The sequence below is a fragment of the Providencia sp. PROV261 genome (genome assembly GCF_028477945.1).
GTDB classification, from domain to species: domain Bacteria; phylum Pseudomonadota; class Gammaproteobacteria; order Enterobacterales; family Enterobacteriaceae; genus Providencia; species Providencia stuartii.
Genome location: NZ_JAMPMC010000037.1, coordinates 1 through 15,986 on the forward strand (window position 1 = coordinate 1; position 15,986 = coordinate 15,986).

The following is a 15,986-nucleotide window of genomic DNA, read 5'->3' on the forward strand; positions in this document are numbered from 1 at the left end:
TTTAGTTAATAGAGCGCCGACTCACAGCTCTTGTGTGAACGTGATAACGAGGGTAATTGTTCTGTGGTCGGCATGTTTGGTGCACCTAGACGGGATTCGAACCCATAACCGAGCAATTATGAGTTGCCTGCTCTACCGTTGAGCTACTGATGCATATACGAAAAAAGACCGCCTAAGCGATCTTCAAAATGAGCTGTTCGGAATAACCGAACATGTGAAATAGCGATATGGGAATTCCCATAACGGAACAATATCAACAAGTTATAAATAGAACATCAGATAAAGCCTGTTTCTTTTTTTAAATTAGATGGTTATAATAGAAACCTCTTATATTTTGTAGTACCACTCATCTTGCGATATACGCAACACTCATTCGCCACCATCCTAAAAAGTTGGTGGCTTTTTTTAACAAAAAACCCGCCATTGCTGACGGGTCTACACCGCAATCCAAGTTTACCTAGTATGGGACGCCACAATTGAGTGAAATACGGTGTATCTCCTATATAGGGATGGTACTTGCTTTTTCAAGTCTCTGCTTGTTCAGTTATTGTGCATAACTACACATGTAACTCTGACCAAACGTAACAGCAAGTTCTATTTGCTTATAAAGCAAAAAACCCCGCACAAATGGCGAGGTTTCATTCTATAAGTTAGGTGACAACGTATTCACTCTTATCACAATAACATTGAACTTGCGTAGCGCACTAATACTTTTTACCATCTATCACTTTTGCTTTGTTAATAACCTCAGGGTCCATTTCCAGAGTTACACCCAGCATAGCCAAGCAACCGTCAACAAAGCCTTCAGCAACTTGCATCATTTGCCGAATTCGCCCCTCGCTCATTTTCCATTTCTTGGCAATATTGCGTTTTGACACCCCATAAAGGTAATGCAAAACAATTAATTCTAGCTCTTCCTCTTTTCTAACCTGCCGTAGCTTCGCAATAACGCTATCAATAATTATCCCGTCATCATCACTGCATGACTCTTTTGATGGTTCTTTGTTTGCAATTAAGCCTTTAAAGCCTGCAGCAATATGGGAATAATCGATACTCGGATCATCGCTCGTCCACCCTGCCCATTTTTGTAAAACCAACTGAATATCTCTCATGCAAAAAATCTCCTGCGTTCCGCACAACGCACTAACCAAATACGCCAAGACCGAAAAGGCGGTCAAAGCACTGACGATGAAAATCTAATTGATAACCGTATTTTTGTTCCCACTTATGCGGATCCCTGTGCAATTCATCATGGTGACCACGGCATAAAGGGATGACATAAAAATCATGGGCTTTTGTACCCATTCCGCTCAATCCATACCCGACGATGTGATGTGCATCATCAGCAGGGTTGCCACACGCACAGCAAGGCAGCTTTTTAATAATTTGAAGCAGGTTTTTATTTTCCCATCGATACCGCTTAGGATTTTTTAAATACAGCGCTGGTGGATCCGCATCTACCTGCAGCGGTAATAACGCCTTAGTTTTCTCTATAGCTATTTCACTCGGCGTATAGATAGGACCATCATGTGACGGAGTAATGCCAATACCTAAAAGTCGCTTTAATATTTCATCAGGTAATAAATGCGAAATTTGATGCTGAACAGTCCATGTGAACAGGTCACCAAGTGATAACTGGGTATCTTTCGAATAACACAGACCCTCATTGACTGCCCACAACATGTTTTGATAGTAATTATCCTTCGCTATTGATGCCGTATTATAAAGCGTGGGATTTTCACGTAATTGATTGTCATGTGACCAACATGTACGAATATAATGATTACCGATCTTCGTTATTGTTAGCTCATGATGATGATAGTCATCATTATCGTCATGAATTTGGCAGTAATTAACGTTCTGTTTAAGACGGCCTTTTAATGCCTCAATTCCACCAGCTTTAGCAAATACATCTCTATTTCTAAAAAATGGGAGTAATCGCTTATCATCAAGTAAAGCTTGTCTGTGTGTGACCTTGCCTGATTTGTTCGATTCACTCGGAGCGGGCGTTATCTGCATTAAGCCTTTGAAGTCAGCTAATTGATTTACACCAGGCTTAAACATCACAATTCCCATATCAGGCACAATAGTAGCAGGGAGGATCCAGCCGTTTGTCATGCAACCTCCCCGTTGTAGTGATTTATTGTGATTTCAAAGCGTCCACCCTTTACGACTTCGCACCATCTCATATCAACATGTTTGACCTGATCATCATCTTTCCATACGTTTGCATGTGTTAAAGCATCGAATGGGGCTTTCAGGTAGTTATCAATGTCTCTTCTATGTCGTGTGGGCGGGTACATTTTCACAATAACTGAAACATCGCCCACAATAGCAGTTGGCTTCTTTCTTAGCTGCTCATATACGGCTGCTATTGCATTGGCGCGAAATCTGCGCCCCTTTTCACTAATGATCATAGTGCCGCGAACAGTTCGCCAACAGGCATTCACGCTAGGAGGGAAAGGTAATATGAAACTTAAAGATCCAGACATATTTGCCCACCTCCCATAACAGCTTCCAAATGAAGCCCTTTCGATGACTTGAATTTTAAATAATGCGCCTGACGATGCACTTTCACTTGCTCAATTTCAGAGAAAACATATCTACGCCCAAATCCAAACTCTTGGCTCTCACAAATGGGACAGTAATCAATAGATGAAGAGCCGCCAGAATTACTTTTTTTCCAATGAAAATTTCCGTGGAATGTTGAGCAAGCAGCGCACATAGGAGCGTCACAAGTATAGGCAGATGTAAAGCGGAGTAATGCCCCGCTATCATTCTTTTCACCGATGTAGCAAAGAACACTATCGCATAGTAGATCAGCTTCACCACCGCAGAACATGCATTTTTTACTCATACCCTCACCCCTGCTAGTAGTTGATCTAAGTGTTTTAAATGCATGCATCCCATGCCAGCGACATTGGCTTTTTTGACTACTTTTAGCTCACACGCAAAGTCTTCCCTATCTTTCTTATGATCATCAAGTGGTGCGATTGGCTCCTGCTGCTCATTGATGGTGTTTATTTCTTGGATTTCCACATCCGGCAACAATTGCACTGTTTCTTTTATTTGTCCTAAATTAACAACCGGCTCCACAACAAACCCCCTAACCTTTCTAAGTTGTGAAATAGCGTTATCGCATACCGTGTAATGACTAACTAAGTTGCCTTTTCCTTGTATTTTGTACTTTCCAACGAGCTTTATTGCTTTAGCTTCCAGTAGTCTGTCTATTGCTGTATGTGCTTCCCTTTTTGTTAAAGTAGTTAGCTTATGGACATGGCTAACAGTAAAAGTGTCTCTGTCACGTACAGATGTAATGACTTGCACACTACGTAAATAAATTGCTGCATGCATTTTTCTCACGCTACTGCCCCCATCTTTTAGCTAACCACTGTGCCTGTTCTATAAATGCCTTGCCGCGCTGTTCTAGTTCTTCTCTACTGATATAATCAAATGCTTTTCCATTCCATGTTTTATCGAAAACAACAATTGCCCCAGCAAAAAACGCACCAGTTGGTTTTTGTTTTTCATCTGCAGGGATAAACCACTTCGGAACGTCAAAACCGATACGCCCACGGATAAAACAAATGTGGTCTGCATTTTCTGGCCACCACACCTCACTTGTTGCCGCTTTCAATAAAAATACATAGCGACCACCCAGATCTCGCATTGCTGAAGCATGAGACATAATGTGACGAACACCTGTGATTGCCTGTTTTTCGTGATATGAGCTACGGGAGTACGGAGGATTACCAAAAGCAACCCCGCCAATTTCTTTTAGCTTTTCCGACCAGTCTTGAGTCAACGCATTATCTTCTGCAGTGTAGAAATGAGGACATTTGCTGTTTTCCCCATCGGTGAATAGATCTAAATTAAATGGGCCATATAAAGAATTAATACCCCAATAGATATCTTCTGGCGTTTTCCACTGGTCCCCAATTTCTTTCAGCTCATGAGCTGATTTTGCTTTGAGTTCATTAAGTTTTGCAACGTATTCGCTCATCAGATAGCACCCCGCTGCTGGTGGGGCATAGCAAACAACTTAATGCGCTCATAACGTTGTTGAATGCTGAAATATTCAATATATTTGTTTAAGTGGGGATGCTTGCGGCACATGACTAAATATTTGTAATTTTCGACCCAGTTCAATCTTAATTCGCGCAAGATCCACCATCGGCGCAATTGGTGCAACATAGCTACTAGACCGAATACGTTAGCACCGTAAATTTCTTTAGATTCACTGTGCATCATGCTGTTGCCTCCTGTGCTGCTTGTTCTGTTGCTTGCTTCCAGATACTGATCCACGTTTGACGGCCTTGGAATTCTTTCATCGTACGAATACCTGTTTTTCCAGCCAGTGCTGCGGCTATTTCCTCGATGCGACCCTGCGGTTTTGAACGCGAGCCAATGATCCGTGTAAATGCTTCGTCACGTGCGACTGTATCGATGCTGACTTTTTGCTCACCTGCCAAGCGTAGGGTTAGATCATCCCATTGGCTGCGCAGTGTTCTTGGGCATTGAACATTCTTTTTCCAAAAGTCATCGAGAGTTACACGCTTGTAGAATTGACAGATTTCTTTGTGTGAATGACCGTCGATTTCACGCATCAAGCGAACATCGTTAGCCCAGTCTGTAAAATTTGGTGCCTTCGGAGCCTTCAAGCCAAGCTCTTGAAATACTTCACGCTTGCGGTTGAATAGCCACTCTGCGCATTTGAGATCATCAGCAGTGCCCCATTTTTGAAGATTTGAGCTGTAAATCACCGCCTCTGGACAACGTTTTAAAAAATCACTTTTAGACTTGTCGCTTAATTCGCCAGAATTCTGCGACGAAGAGTTAGTTACTGATGGATCTTGTTTTGAAGTTACTGACGGATCGCCCCCAGATTCTGGCGGGTCAAAACGGTTATTTTTGATTGATTCTGACGGGGCAGAATTTGACGCAACAGGATTTGACGTGTCAGGTTTTGAGGCGTCAGAATCTGCTGGCTGAGGAAATGCAGCCCTTGCAGCTAAGAATAATTTTTCAACATTCAGTTGATAGATGTTGCTAGCATTACGATTTCCCTTGCGCCGCTTTTCTCTTGATAACCAGCCATTCTTTTCAAGCTCTTTAATTGCCGTTCTTACTGTGCTTTCGCCAGCGCCAATTTGACGCGCAATTGTTGGCACTGAAGGCCAACAAACACCCTCATCATTTGAAAAGTCGGCAAGACGAGCCATGATAGCAACAGAGGTTATTTTTAAACCTGCGTGAGCACAGCCATCCCACACATAACTTGATAGTTTTACACTCATGCGCTACCTACTCGACTCTTGTATATTCAAGTTTAAATTTGTACAAAGGGGCGAAGCACTCATGTTCGTAATCGTCACGCAAGAATATGACCCACTGTTTGACTCGGTCATAACGTATGACACGAACACGAACACCGCGCTTATCCAGATAAATGCGATTGAGATTATTTGCATCTTCATTGCTCATTGACCTCGCTCCCGCTTTGATAGTAGAAATCAGCCCAGCTATCCCTTAATGCTTTGCTATCTACCAACTGCTGCTTTATTTGGTAGTTTCCAAATAAATCAACTGAAGTTATGATCTCTACATATTGAAACGCACCATGCTTACCGGTTGGTAAACAACGAAATTGCTTTTTGTGGCTTAAGTGCGCTAAACTACTCATGCTAATTACTCCACACAAAAAGTTGTTAGCACTCGACGCTCGGGACCGCATATCCTGAGCGTCACCCTTTCTAGCTATGCTCATCATTGTTTAATCCCATAAACACTTTCTAAAGAACCAACAAAACCAAGCGCATAAGCAAAGACTTTTTCCATTTTTCGATAGATAGCCTTAGTTTCATCCGGTGTTAGAACGCCATCAGCAATACTGTCTTTGATTAAGACGCTTAACGCCCCTTGCATTGCACCCAAACGCATTTGAATATCAAACAATTCAACCGTATCTAAACTCTCAGCTTCAATTTTTACCGCTGGTGTAATTCCATGACGATCCATGTGATACTCCACCAGCAGCTTAGTGCCTGATAATTCTTCAATCACTTCAAGTTCATCATTTTCAAAAAAACGACAGCCGTTTTTCTCGTACAACTTATTGTTGAAAGTTGTTTCAGAAATACCCAATGCGCCCGACATTGCGGAACGCCCACCGGGGTATGCTCTGCACATCTCTTTCACAACTTCTTTTAGTGTTTGTTTGCACATATCTACAATTCCGTTGTTTTGTTTGTAGTTAACTCGGTTAGTTGGTTTTGGTATCGTTCGGTAACCCATCTGATTTATTTGGATATAGGTCAGGCCTTAGCTCATGAGGAGACACCTCCCAATTAGCTAACCTGCAAAGCTGAATAACTCGCTCTGCCGGAACCTTGTTTTTCTTTATCCAGTTAAATACTGACTGTGGGGAGCCGAACCCAAACATTCTGGAAACAACTGAAGGCGCACCAACAGCCCGAATAGCTTTTTCAGTAATATTTTCTTGATGCATAGCTTCTTTCTCCGATAAGTAGTAAAACAATACTACTTAAAGTAGAGAACAAAAACAACTTAAAATAGAAATGACAGTAACTAGATTGGGCGATAAACTTCTACTTATGGTAGAAAAAGCGAAGTACTATAAATTTGCCGAAAGGCTTACTGAGCGAATGTCTGACGCTAATGTCGATGTTAAGCAATTATCAGAACAATTGGGCGTGTCATATGAAATGGCGCGCAGATATACCCTTGGTTCTGCTAAACCTAGAGATGATAAAATGGAATTATTGGCTCGGGCAGTAAACTCAACCGCTGTTTATTTGGATTATGGTGTTGATATAACTGGCAGCTTACCAAGAGCGGAAGATAAGACATCAGATACCGTTACAGTTAGGCAAGTTGAAGTTTTTGCCTCTGCTGGGCATGGTTATATCAACAACCCATTTCCCGAGGTAATACGGTCAATTGAAATTCCCACTGATAAAATATACGAACTATTTGGACGAACCACTCTAGATGGAGTGGTGATTATAAATGTTGATGGGGACAGTATGATCCCCACCTTAAACCCCAAAGATCTTCTATTCGTTGACACAAATGTAAGTCACTTTACTGGGGATGGTATATACGTTTTCAACTTTGAAGATTCAACATTTATTAAGCGTTTACAAAGAGTTAAAGGAAGAAAACTAGCAGTTATCTCTGATAATGATTTTTATCCCCCATTCTATCTTGAAGAACATGAAATGTATGAAGTGTATTTTCATGGTAAATTATTAAGAAGCCTCCCTATGAGCTTGAAAGTTTTCGCTTAAAACTAAGAACTGGCAATAGCCAGTTTTTTTTCGCTAATTTTTTCTACTTTTAGTTGTTGACATTATCTACTTTTAGTTGCATTCTTATTTCACGCAAGAAATAGGAGAGACTCATGCAAACCAATTCAAATGAACCAATCGTTACTTTTAGTGTGCCAATGTCGCAGGATGATGTGCGCGAGTGGATACTAGAAAAAGCCAAGCAGATTAACAACCTGCAAAAACTGCGCGAAGAACGTGACAACCTGCAATCTAAACTCGAAAAGCTCGACGAAGAAATTGCAGAGTGCATGGATATGTGTGCGGTTACTGTTAGTGCTTAACTGAATAATGTGTGGGGTATTAAGTATGTGTGGAGTAACTAGCGAGCCGAGAACAATCAGGATCTACGCAATTGTTTTCCATAAGAATGCATTTACGCTATCAACCGACGATCATGATGATTTCTGGCTTGAGCTTCACCCGATGGTCGGTTGGGTTAAATTTAATAAATTGCGTAACGATAGTGAATTTACTAAGAATGGAGCGCTGTTTGTAGCCAGTGAATTGCGTTCGGCATCTGATTCAACCCCTTGCCCAGTAGTTCAAGCACGAGGTGTTTTGTGGCGTCAGCGGGAAGCTCTTTTAAGCGCTGCAAATACCCTTTCCTTTCTTCTGGGTCAGAAACATTCTGATTAATGAAATCACGTAGGGTTGATAGAGTGTCATTGTGTAATTTTATAGTAACAACTTTTAGAGAGGCTGAAATACTACCTTCTTCTGTAATTAAGTTAATGCCTTCATTGGTAATGCGGATTAACTCAATTGCTGGATATGGACCACTGCCAACAAATTCGACGCCACCTACGATTAGACCTTCCTCTTCTAGGTAGGCAATATTGGCGCAAAGTTTGTCTTCATCCATATCACGTAGATGCTGAGGAATGTTATTTTCATCAATTTCTCTTGGGTAATCATTGGCAGCAAGAAGAAGTAGTTCTAATTGTAAATCTCTATCAAATTTTGACATTTTAAATTCTCTTGGTTGTGTAGGGCTTCCAAGAATACCACAGCCGCCTGATGTGGCTAAATAATCAGGCAACCTTTTAACTGTGTGGAGTAATAGAGAGGGATGAAATGCTTATTTTAACTCGAAGGGTCAGTGAGGTTCTTAATATTGGTGATGATATTACCGTTACTGTTTTAGGTGTTAAAGGTAATCAGGTGCGTATGGGGATCAATGCTCCAAAAGAAGTTGAAGTTCATCGAGAAGAAATTTATTTAAGAATACAAGCAGAGAAAAAGAACGAAATTACTAACTAATTGCCATTGCTCGCTTTGGCGGTGACAGGCCGCCACTTTTTTACTCAATACATAAGGCCACTGGCGTATAGTCAGTTCACACTAGGTAAGTTAATTAATTATTGTCAGTGGTCTTATATATTGTGTGGAGTTAATTATGTTGAGGAACAATGAATGAAACGATTCCCTATTACTAACTGTGTTATTTTCAAAGCGGAATTACCTAGCGCCGAAGTTTTAGAAAATCATTTAAAAGAATTGCCTTTTGTTGATATTTTAGAATCTCACTCTACAAGCTATGGTTTTATTCCAAATAAAATTACTGGTGAATTAGTTACCCCAATTGAAGGTGGTTATATTATTACTTTTCGTATTGATGAAAAGATACTTCCTAAAGCGGCTATCGCCTTTGAGGTTAATAGACGCATTGAAAAATTGAAAGAACAAGGTATCGATGACTTTCTTGAAGCGGAGCTAAAGCATGTTGCAATAGAAGAAATGCTAAAGGTTGCTTTAACTAAAACAAAAATCATCACTGCTCTGTACCATGTTAAAAAGGGTTTCCTGTTTGTGTCCACAACGCGAAAGCCAGACCACCAAGCACTATTAGGTAGTTTAGTGAAAGCTTGCGGTACTGTAAAAACTGAAACTTTTCACATTGATGATGCAAAGAATGGGATTACAACACGGTTATCTAACCACATTGATAATCAACCACCAGCAGAGTGCTTTGGTCATGATCTTTATCCCGGCAATTTCCTTTTGCTACAACGTAAGCTTGATAAGAAGCTAGAAACTCTAAAGTATGATGCGGAACTTAATTTAATCCGTGAGCAAGTTAAAGACTCTATTGATAATCATTTTACAGTTTGCTTAATTGAATTGAGTACCTTTGATATAAGCTTTAAGCTTACGGATGATTTTGACTTTAAAAATATCAAGCCTCTAATTGAAATCGACTGTGATGGGGATAGAGTTTTTCGCTATAGACACACTAATGCTGTATTTATGTTTCATATGGTTAATACCATTGAGATGTTAATTGAATTATTAAAATACAAAGAAAAAACAGAATAACTATTTAGCCAACACCAAGGAATTTAATTTTCTTTATTAAGAGACGGAATATTATTATCTAAATTTTGTGTGGAGTATTAATTATGTCTATTAAACCTGAATTAGTAGAACGCGATGAACTTGGCTACTGGGCTCACTCTCAAATTCCTGTAAGTGAAGACGGTGAATATTTAAAACAATGGTTTGATAACAATTGCCTTAAAATCTGTAATGTCTATATGGATGGTGATATTGATGAAAACCACCCAACCTTCAAACTCTATTTTGAAGATGGCCAGTGTGATATTTCAGGATGGGTGCCTAGCAAACCTCACGGTGATGGTTGGTTTATCGGTGGTATTTATGAATCAGAAGATGGTCCTGTTTGTTCATGGCTAAGACCTGATGTGGCAAAACTAAAGGCAAAATTCCTCAGAGCACATAAAGAAGCTGAAAAATCTGCATTTGAATATTTCTGCGCCTGTGATGTTGGTGATGAACGTATTCAAGCTAGTGAGGTTTATGAACGCATTAGAACTGCTACACGCATAGGCGGCTGATATGAAAGAGCGCGGAATTATTTTTAACTCAGAAATTTCAGTTAGTAAACTTGACTGTAATTTTGAAAGCAATCCTTGGGTGTGGGTTATTGAATTTAAGCGAGTGTGATTATGAATAATATCAAACACCCGGTTATTCGCTACCATGGTGGCAAGTTTCGACTTGCTCCTTGGGTGATTAGTCACTTTCCAGATCATCGTTGTTATGTTGAGCCGTTCGGCGGTGCTGCATCGGTTCTTTTGCGCAAACCTCGCTCGGAAGCTGAAGTTTATAACGATTTAGATGATGAAATAGTAAATTTGTTTCGCGTTCTACGTGATAAAGACCAGGCAGAGAAACTTATCGATGCTTGCTTATTAACGCCCTATTCACGCACTGAGTTTAATTGTGCTTATGATGTTTCAGATTGCCCTATTGAACGAGCACGAAAAACAATTGTGCGTGCCACTATGGGTTTTGGTAGTGCCGGTGCAACAAAAGGCAAAACAGGTTTTAGATTAGACACTAAACGTAATTCAGCGACAGCACAAAAAATATGGACACGGGCACCAGAAAACCTACTCGCTGTAGTGGATAGATTACAAGGCGTATTAATTGAAAACCGTGACGCTGTTCAGTGCATGAAAGACCATGATACCACCAGCACATTGCATTTTATCGATCCACCTTATCTACATGAAACAAGGAGTATGAGAAGCGAAACATACCGGCACGAAATGGATGAATGGGGCCACCAGCAATTAATCACTGTCACTGGCCAGCTTTCAGGAAAAGTTATTATTTGCGGTTATGACAACGATCTATATAACAGCCAACTCTCGAGCTGGCGAAAAGAAATCAAGACGACAGCAGCAAACGGCCATGCTGGATCAGTAAAGCGTACCGAATGCCTGTGGCTAAACTTTTAAGGTGAAATTTAATGAAATATAAACACTTAATGGTAGATTTAGAAACTATGAGCAATAAAGGCAATGCCGCTATTGTTTCTATTGGTGCAGTAGCTTTTGAGCCCTCGACGGGTGAATTAGGTCCCGAATTCTATTTGACTGTTGATCTGGTTAGTTGCGAAAAGCTCGGCCTACATATTGATGCTGATACAGTGCTGTGGTGGATGAAACAAAGCAGTGAAGCAAGAGCGGCTATCGTTGATGAAGATTCTAGAACTATTCAATCTGCACTACTCGCCCTATCCGCTTTCGCTGAAGAACATTTATCTGACAATGTATGTGTATGGGGAAATGGTAGTGATTTTGACAATGCTGTCCTAGCTAGTGCTTATGCTGCATGTGATTTTAATCCGTTCTGGAAATTCTGGAATAATCGAGATGTTCGCACGATTGTAGAGCTTGGTCGTAGTGCTGGCATTGACCCTAAGCGAACACTCGAATTTGAAGGTGAACAACATAATGCTTTAGCTGATGCAATCCATCAAGCTAAGTATGTGTCTATTATCCACCAGCATTTAATTAAACCAGTTAACAACGATATTTAAATCTGTATGCGGCAGGTGTGGAGATAATTATGTCTAGTGGAAAACTTATGAAAGCTAGCGCATGGGCTAAAAGAGAGTTTGAAAAAGGCTCAATACCAGATAATAGAACCATAAAGCGCTGGGTGGAAATTGGCGAAGTTAGAGGCAGGATCGTTGATTGCTCTGTATGGGTTTATGCTTCCGAGCGCTGGGGAGTTGAGTCTGATATTTCATCATGTGTGAGTGATTTAATAAGGGCTTCTTGATGGCAGGTCGACCACGAAAAAGAGAGTTCAGGCATTTGCCTGACTTTCTCTACTATGACAAAGCGGAAAAGCAGTATCGCTTTACGCTGGTAAATGGCGTTCGCAAAAGCATTGGCGCAGATAAAGCAAAAGCGATCGCGATTGCAAAAGAATATAACAACATCATGAGACCGGAAAAGACGGTTTCTGTTAATGCTTTAATTGTAGATTCCGGCGGTAAAAATGGCGAGTCTCTTCCGTTTTCTGAGCATCTAGATAAATTATTTGGCAGGATGGTTAATGATGAACAGCCGGCGGAAAGCACTCTTAGCGATTGGAATAACGATCTGGAAAGGGTTAAGACTTATTTCAATGATATCTCACCTATCGAGGTTACGCTTGAGCACGTAAACGGATTTATAAACGAATTTCACGCCGAAGCTTCAGCTAATGTGCAAAATAGAAAAGTTGGCTTTCTAAAGAAAATATTCAGTTATGCGATGGATGAGTCACTTATGCTAGACAATCCAGCAGAGCGTAAAAAAATGAAGCGCGTTGACGGCAAAAAGCGACGTCGTTTATCTTACAGTGATTTTATTAAGATCCGCGCATCAGCGGAGCCCTGGTTGCGAACAGCTATGGATCTAGCGCTACAAACAACACAAGCACGACTTGAGGTTTCTCGTATCAAATACAACATCAAAACCCCCAAAAACAACACCTGCGGTTGCGTTTGGTTTGATGAAGAAAAAGACGGCATTTACGGCATGATCTATATTCATAGACAAAAAGTACAGCACAAAGAGGCCTCTCATGTCGCGATACCGATTGGGAAAAAATTAAAAGAAATAATTGATAATAGTCGTGACAATGTGGCTAGCCCTTACATAGTGCATAGGCTGCCAATTAGATTACCGAACAAAATTAGCAAAGAAGTTAACCACCCTACCCAGGTGGCCCCTGATTATCTCAGTCGTGCTTTTTCGGCGCTTAGAGATCGTGTTGGTGTTGCTGCTAATTTACCATTAGACGAGCGACCAACGTTTCATGAAATACGAGCGCTGGCAGCATTCATGTTTAAAGAGCAAGGTTACGATCCGCAAGCAAGGATGGCTCATAGTGATGCTGAATCAACAAAAATTTATACTGAAAATCACGTTGAATGGGTACAAGTTCCGCACTTTGAAATAGCTTAAAAATGGGCGGTAAAAGTCAACTTAACTCATTGATTCGTATAGTGTGGTTTTTGCATATTATGCACTGTTTGCATAACCAGTATAATTAATTATTTTCCTTTTAAATCAAAAACATCAACATATTACAATCGGTGTCATGGGGTGTCGGGGGTCGGAGGTTCAAATCCTCTCATGCCGACCAGAATTCCCTAAGAAAACCAACCTGTTATGGTTGGTTTTTTTGTATCTAAAATTTAAGCGGGGTAAAAGTTTGCTTTTAAAGTCTTCAAAGTCTGGCTGTATCTTTTCCCGCCAATAGAAATAGAGACGCAACTAAAAATATTCTTTTCATCATCAATACTTTTTAATTATCAATGAGTGAATATGAGTAAATAGTTGCAACAATAAAATGCAAAAAACCCTACCAGCTGGTAGGGTTGCAAATTGAGGCTACACCTTATGTGTAGCCTAATAACCTAACTCTATATCAATTACTTAATTTTTATCTTTATTTTCTATTGCTATCAGTTGCGGTTTCTCTTCTTCCGGCAATTCATACTCAATGGCCACCGTTAAAAGCCCTCTTGATAGATCCGCTTTTTCTATCCTTACATTTTTACCTAGGTCAAACTGCAACGTAAACTGACCGTAGGATATTCCACGGTGAAGCCACTTTTCGTTATCTTCCTGAGATTTTTCTTCTCGTTTCCCTTCTACCAATAATCGACCACCTTTTAATGAAACAGTTAAATCGCTTTCTTGGTATCCAGGAACACTAACCGTAAGCTCATAATGGCTATCATCAATCTGTTTCAGATCATAGGTCTGAACCGGTGATGCAATAGGCCTGCTTCCGGTGAGTTGGCTGAATAAACGGTCTATCTGATCAAACCGATTAGATAGTAAGCTATCAGAAATTGTTGGAAATAATGAAAAAGGTTTAATGTTAGCCATAATTCCTCCTTCAGTATTAATGAGATTAAGTGGATGTACCTATCACCCATAAATATACATAGGGACGACTCATCACTTTTCAACCCTGCCAGCTCAAATTTTATAGAAAAATTTATTTGTTATTATTATCAGTCGTTTAATCGTAGTCTCTTAACGTGAAGATACAGTACCTCCGCATACTGCTCTTGACCAGACTGGCTTAATGAATAACCGATTTTGAAAACAGTTGGATAATAATAATGCCCAATGCAATGAACCCTAGTCCAATTAATGCTGGAAGATCGAGTTTCTGTTTGTAAACAAAGAACGATAATACCGAAACAAGGAATATCCCAACTCCTGCCCATATCGCATATGCGATGCCAATATTCATACTTTTTACGACCTGCGATAAGCCATAAAAAGAGACGGCATAACCTACGATAACAATAATACTCGGCACCAAGCGGGTAAATCCATCAGACGCTTTCATCATGGTTGTCGCTGCTGTTTCAGCTAATATAGACACCATTAAGATTGCGTATACTTTCAGCATAAAGACCTCTTTGACTCATTTTGGAAGCTCATCGCTCCCTTGTTAAACAAAATAGATTATTGATTCATCATAATGCTATGACGTGCGCCGCCATGGTATGCGCTTGTACCACGGTATAGGCGCTGGATGGACGATAGCGCGTAATGCTCGTGCATAATCCATCATCAATCCTGGAGTCCAGGCCATCATCCGTGCGCGACGCCGTATCTGAGCGGCTATCCATAATTCAGGCATACAAAGTACACTTAATACTCCCAAAAAACTGCTTCTTTTCTGGATAGATAAAACCCCATCCAATGCAGCCTCTAACGCATACGCAACGCTGCTAGAGCAATTTTGATATGTCAGATTATAAACTGGGTGCTGCCGATATTTTTCCCAAAAAGTTATCAATGATGCTGGGTTATAAACCTCGAAAGTGATCCTCCTATCTGAATCACACCATTCTGAAGCTTCTGTTTGATAATCAGGTAAAAAACGCCCCGGCACATTATTAGCAGCCGTTGCCTTCAATATTCTAAAAAACTCTGAAGGAGAACGGTCAATATCTTCCGCTGGATATAAACTAATATAGATATAGGGATAAAGTTCTAATGCGGCATGCCCTGTTGAAATAACGCCATCGGCATCAACTGCGGCAATATAGCGATTAATAATTGGGCGTGGCACAGGACGCTGATTAGCAGAGCCTTCCGGTGTCCATATATGGACCGTTAAAACTGAGTTAGGATCTATTTTTTGCTTCAAAGTATCTGCCGTTGAAGCCGTCGTATTCGTTGCGGTAGCGCCTGTCTTTTTAAATGACATAGGCCTCGGACGCATAAGCTCAAATATTGCTGTTCCCCGCCGAATATAACGTGCGCGCAATGCAATTCGCAAACAACCTAAACCACTTCCTATCATTAAAAATCCGAGAAAAAAGGAGATAGTGGCTTGATGATGCGTAAACAGAAAGAATGCAAAAAATATTTCAATTCCTCCCCATATCATGACCAATTGCCATCCGGGGAAACGAACAACCCATGCAGACACGACCACAAATAAACCAGTAAAAAAGTAAGCAAAGCCAAACATTGCTGATAGCAGTACATTACTAAATTTTTGATTGATTAATATAACCAGTGCGCAAAACAGAAATAGACAACCTTTAAAAAAGAGTATTGCTTTTTGGGTACCAACCCCACTCGAAGCGACACTTAATGTCACCAAACTTTCTAGTAATAATAACAAACCAAAGAGATGTATCGGGAAGAAAGCATTCCCATCAAGGCCATCAATAAAAATAAAAATACCCATCAAACACCAAAGGCTCCCTATACCCCAAAGGTAATGAGCTTTTCCTCTGATGAACTCCGCACCAAAGAGTAATAATGCAATTTGTAGCATCACCTATCCCTT

Annotated in this window: 25 protein-coding genes and 1 tRNA gene; 9 read left to right on the forward strand and 17 right to left on the reverse strand. The window is 40.4% G+C overall.

What is annotated here, in order from left to right; genetic code table 11:
• Positions 1-77: 77 nt before the first annotated feature.
• The 13 genes from PR675_RS17445 to PR675_RS17505 all read right to left on the reverse strand — a co-directional run bounded on the left by PR675_RS17445 (position 78) and on the right by PR675_RS17505 (position 6,508).
• Positions 78-153: transfer RNA gene (locus PR675_RS17445), tRNA-Ile, on the reverse strand.
• 551 nt (positions 154-704) lie between these two features.
• Complete coding sequence (locus PR675_RS17450; protein WP_272582829.1) at positions 705-1,112, reverse strand: antiterminator Q family protein; 408 nt, start codon at positions 1,110-1,112, stop codon at positions 705-707.
• A 31-nt stretch (positions 1,113-1,143) separates the two neighbouring features.
• Positions 1,144-2,118: a DUF968 domain-containing protein gene (locus PR675_RS17455; RefSeq protein WP_036940665.1), complete on the reverse strand. Its 975-nt coding sequence runs from the start codon at positions 2,116-2,118 to the stop codon at positions 1,144-1,146.
• Positions 2,115-2,492: a RusA family crossover junction endodeoxyribonuclease gene (locus PR675_RS17460; protein ID WP_272582830.1), complete on the reverse strand. Its 378-nt coding sequence runs from the start codon at positions 2,490-2,492 to the stop codon at positions 2,115-2,117. The genes PR675_RS17455 and PR675_RS17460 overlap by 4 nt, the downstream gene beginning before the upstream one ends.
• Complete coding sequence (locus PR675_RS17465) at positions 2,477-2,857, reverse strand: hypothetical protein (RefSeq protein WP_272582831.1); 381 nt, start codon at positions 2,855-2,857, stop codon at positions 2,477-2,479. The genes PR675_RS17460 and PR675_RS17465 overlap by 16 nt, the downstream gene beginning before the upstream one ends.
• Positions 2,854-3,363, reverse strand: coding sequence for a hypothetical protein (locus PR675_RS17470; RefSeq protein WP_272582832.1), 510 nt, complete (start codon positions 3,361-3,363; stop codon positions 2,854-2,856). Before PR675_RS17470 ends, PR675_RS17465 begins: the two co-directional genes overlap by 4 nt.
• A 1-nt stretch (position 3,364) precedes the next feature.
• Complete coding sequence (locus PR675_RS17475; RefSeq protein ID WP_272577681.1) at positions 3,365-4,003, reverse strand: phage N-6-adenine-methyltransferase; 639 nt, start codon at positions 4,001-4,003, stop codon at positions 3,365-3,367.
• Entirely contained in the window at positions 4,003-4,251 is a 249-nt protein-coding gene (locus PR675_RS17480; protein WP_080739799.1) for a hypothetical protein, read from the reverse strand. The genes PR675_RS17475 and PR675_RS17480 overlap by 1 nt, the downstream gene beginning before the upstream one ends.
• On the reverse strand, positions 4,248-5,297 hold the full coding sequence (locus PR675_RS17485) for a helix-turn-helix domain-containing protein (RefSeq protein ID WP_272582833.1): 1,050 nt from the start codon (positions 5,295-5,297) through the stop codon (positions 4,248-4,250). Before PR675_RS17485 ends, PR675_RS17480 begins: the two co-directional genes overlap by 4 nt.
• A 7-nt stretch (positions 5,298-5,304) precedes the next feature.
• Positions 5,305-5,484 (reverse strand): DUF4222 domain-containing protein, encoded by a 180-nt coding sequence (locus PR675_RS17490; protein WP_272582834.1) that lies wholly within the window; start codon positions 5,482-5,484, stop codon positions 5,305-5,307.
• Positions 5,474-5,683 (reverse strand): hypothetical protein, encoded by a 210-nt coding sequence (locus PR675_RS17495; RefSeq protein ID WP_272582835.1) that lies wholly within the window; start codon positions 5,681-5,683, stop codon positions 5,474-5,476. Before PR675_RS17495 ends, PR675_RS17490 begins: the two co-directional genes overlap by 11 nt.
• Before the next feature lie 83 nt (positions 5,684-5,766).
• The gene (locus PR675_RS17500; RefSeq protein ID WP_272582836.1) at positions 5,767-6,225 is read right to left on the reverse strand and encodes a YmfL family putative regulatory protein; all 459 of its coding nucleotides are present in this window, start codon (positions 6,223-6,225) and stop codon (positions 5,767-5,769) included.
• Positions 6,226-6,262: 37 nt separating this feature from the next.
• Entirely contained in the window at positions 6,263-6,508 is a 246-nt protein-coding gene (locus PR675_RS17505) for a transcriptional regulator (protein WP_272582837.1), read from the reverse strand.
• 106 nt (positions 6,509-6,614) lie between these two features.
• On the opposite strand from PR675_RS17505, the gene PR675_RS17510 reads away from it, so the two are divergent.
• Both PR675_RS17510 and PR675_RS17515 read left to right on the forward strand, forming a co-directional pair.
• On the forward strand, positions 6,615-7,310 hold the full coding sequence (locus PR675_RS17510) for a LexA family transcriptional regulator (RefSeq protein WP_272582838.1): 696 nt from the start codon (positions 6,615-6,617) through the stop codon (positions 7,308-7,310).
• 113 nt (positions 7,311-7,423) lie between these two features.
• Positions 7,424-7,633: a hypothetical protein gene (locus tag PR675_RS17515; protein WP_272582839.1), complete on the forward strand. Its 210-nt coding sequence runs from the start codon at positions 7,424-7,426 to the stop codon at positions 7,631-7,633.
• A gap of 191 nt (positions 7,634-7,824) precedes the next feature.
• On the opposite strand, the gene PR675_RS17520 is transcribed toward PR675_RS17515, so the two are convergent.
• On the reverse strand, positions 7,825-8,319 hold the full coding sequence (locus tag PR675_RS17520) for a hypothetical protein (protein ID WP_036940700.1): 495 nt from the start codon (positions 8,317-8,319) through the stop codon (positions 7,825-7,827).
• Between the two features lie 107 nt (positions 8,320-8,426).
• Here PR675_RS17520 and csrA point away from each other — a divergent pair, with 107 nt between their 5' ends.
• From csrA to PR675_RS17555, 7 genes are all read left to right on the forward strand, one after another.
• A complete protein-coding gene (gene csrA / locus PR675_RS17525; protein WP_196993185.1) occupies positions 8,427-8,612 on the forward strand; it encodes a carbon storage regulator CsrA in 186 nt (61 codons plus the stop codon).
• A gap of 153 nt (positions 8,613-8,765) precedes the next feature.
• Positions 8,766-9,668: a recombination-associated protein RdgC gene (gene rdgC / locus PR675_RS17530; protein WP_272582840.1), complete on the forward strand. Its 903-nt coding sequence runs from the start codon at positions 8,766-8,768 to the stop codon at positions 9,666-9,668.
• A gap of 83 nt (positions 9,669-9,751) precedes the next feature.
• Positions 9,752-10,207 carry a hypothetical protein gene (locus tag PR675_RS17535; RefSeq protein ID WP_272582841.1) on the forward strand — a complete coding sequence of 152 codons (456 nt, stop codon included), beginning with the start codon at positions 9,752-9,754 and terminating at the stop codon, positions 10,205-10,207.
• Between the two features lie 111 nt (positions 10,208-10,318).
• The gene (locus tag PR675_RS17540; protein WP_272582842.1) at positions 10,319-11,116 is read left to right on the forward strand and encodes a DNA adenine methylase; all 798 of its coding nucleotides are present in this window, start codon (positions 10,319-10,321) and stop codon (positions 11,114-11,116) included.
• An 11-nt stretch (positions 11,117-11,127) separates the two neighbouring features.
• A complete protein-coding gene (locus PR675_RS17545; protein WP_272582843.1) occupies positions 11,128-11,700 on the forward strand; it encodes a 3'-5' exonuclease in 573 nt (190 codons plus the stop codon).
• A gap of 29 nt (positions 11,701-11,729) precedes the next feature.
• Positions 11,730-11,945, forward strand: coding sequence for a hypothetical protein (locus PR675_RS17550; protein WP_163861181.1), 216 nt, complete (start codon positions 11,730-11,732; stop codon positions 11,943-11,945).
• A complete protein-coding gene (locus PR675_RS17555) occupies positions 11,945-13,120 on the forward strand; it encodes a tyrosine-type recombinase/integrase (RefSeq protein ID WP_272582844.1) in 1,176 nt (391 codons plus the stop codon). Before PR675_RS17550 ends, PR675_RS17555 begins: the two co-directional genes overlap by 1 nt.
• 474 nt (positions 13,121-13,594) lie before the next feature.
• On the opposite strand, the gene PR675_RS17560 is transcribed toward PR675_RS17555, so the two are convergent.
• The 3 genes from PR675_RS17560 to PR675_RS17570 form a co-directional block, all read right to left on the reverse strand.
• Positions 13,595-14,053 (reverse strand): Hsp20 family protein, encoded by a 459-nt coding sequence (locus PR675_RS17560; RefSeq protein ID WP_004920908.1) that lies wholly within the window; start codon positions 14,051-14,053, stop codon positions 13,595-13,597.
• Between the two features lie 199 nt (positions 14,054-14,252).
• On the reverse strand, positions 14,253-14,585 hold the full coding sequence (locus PR675_RS17565) for a DMT family transporter (RefSeq protein WP_376738364.1): 333 nt from the start codon (positions 14,583-14,585) through the stop codon (positions 14,253-14,255).
• Between the two features lie 78 nt (positions 14,586-14,663).
• On the reverse strand, positions 14,664-15,974 hold the full coding sequence (locus PR675_RS17570) for an HdeD family acid-resistance protein (RefSeq protein WP_060561096.1): 1,311 nt from the start codon (positions 15,972-15,974) through the stop codon (positions 14,664-14,666).
• Positions 15,975-15,986 lie beyond the last annotated feature (12 nt).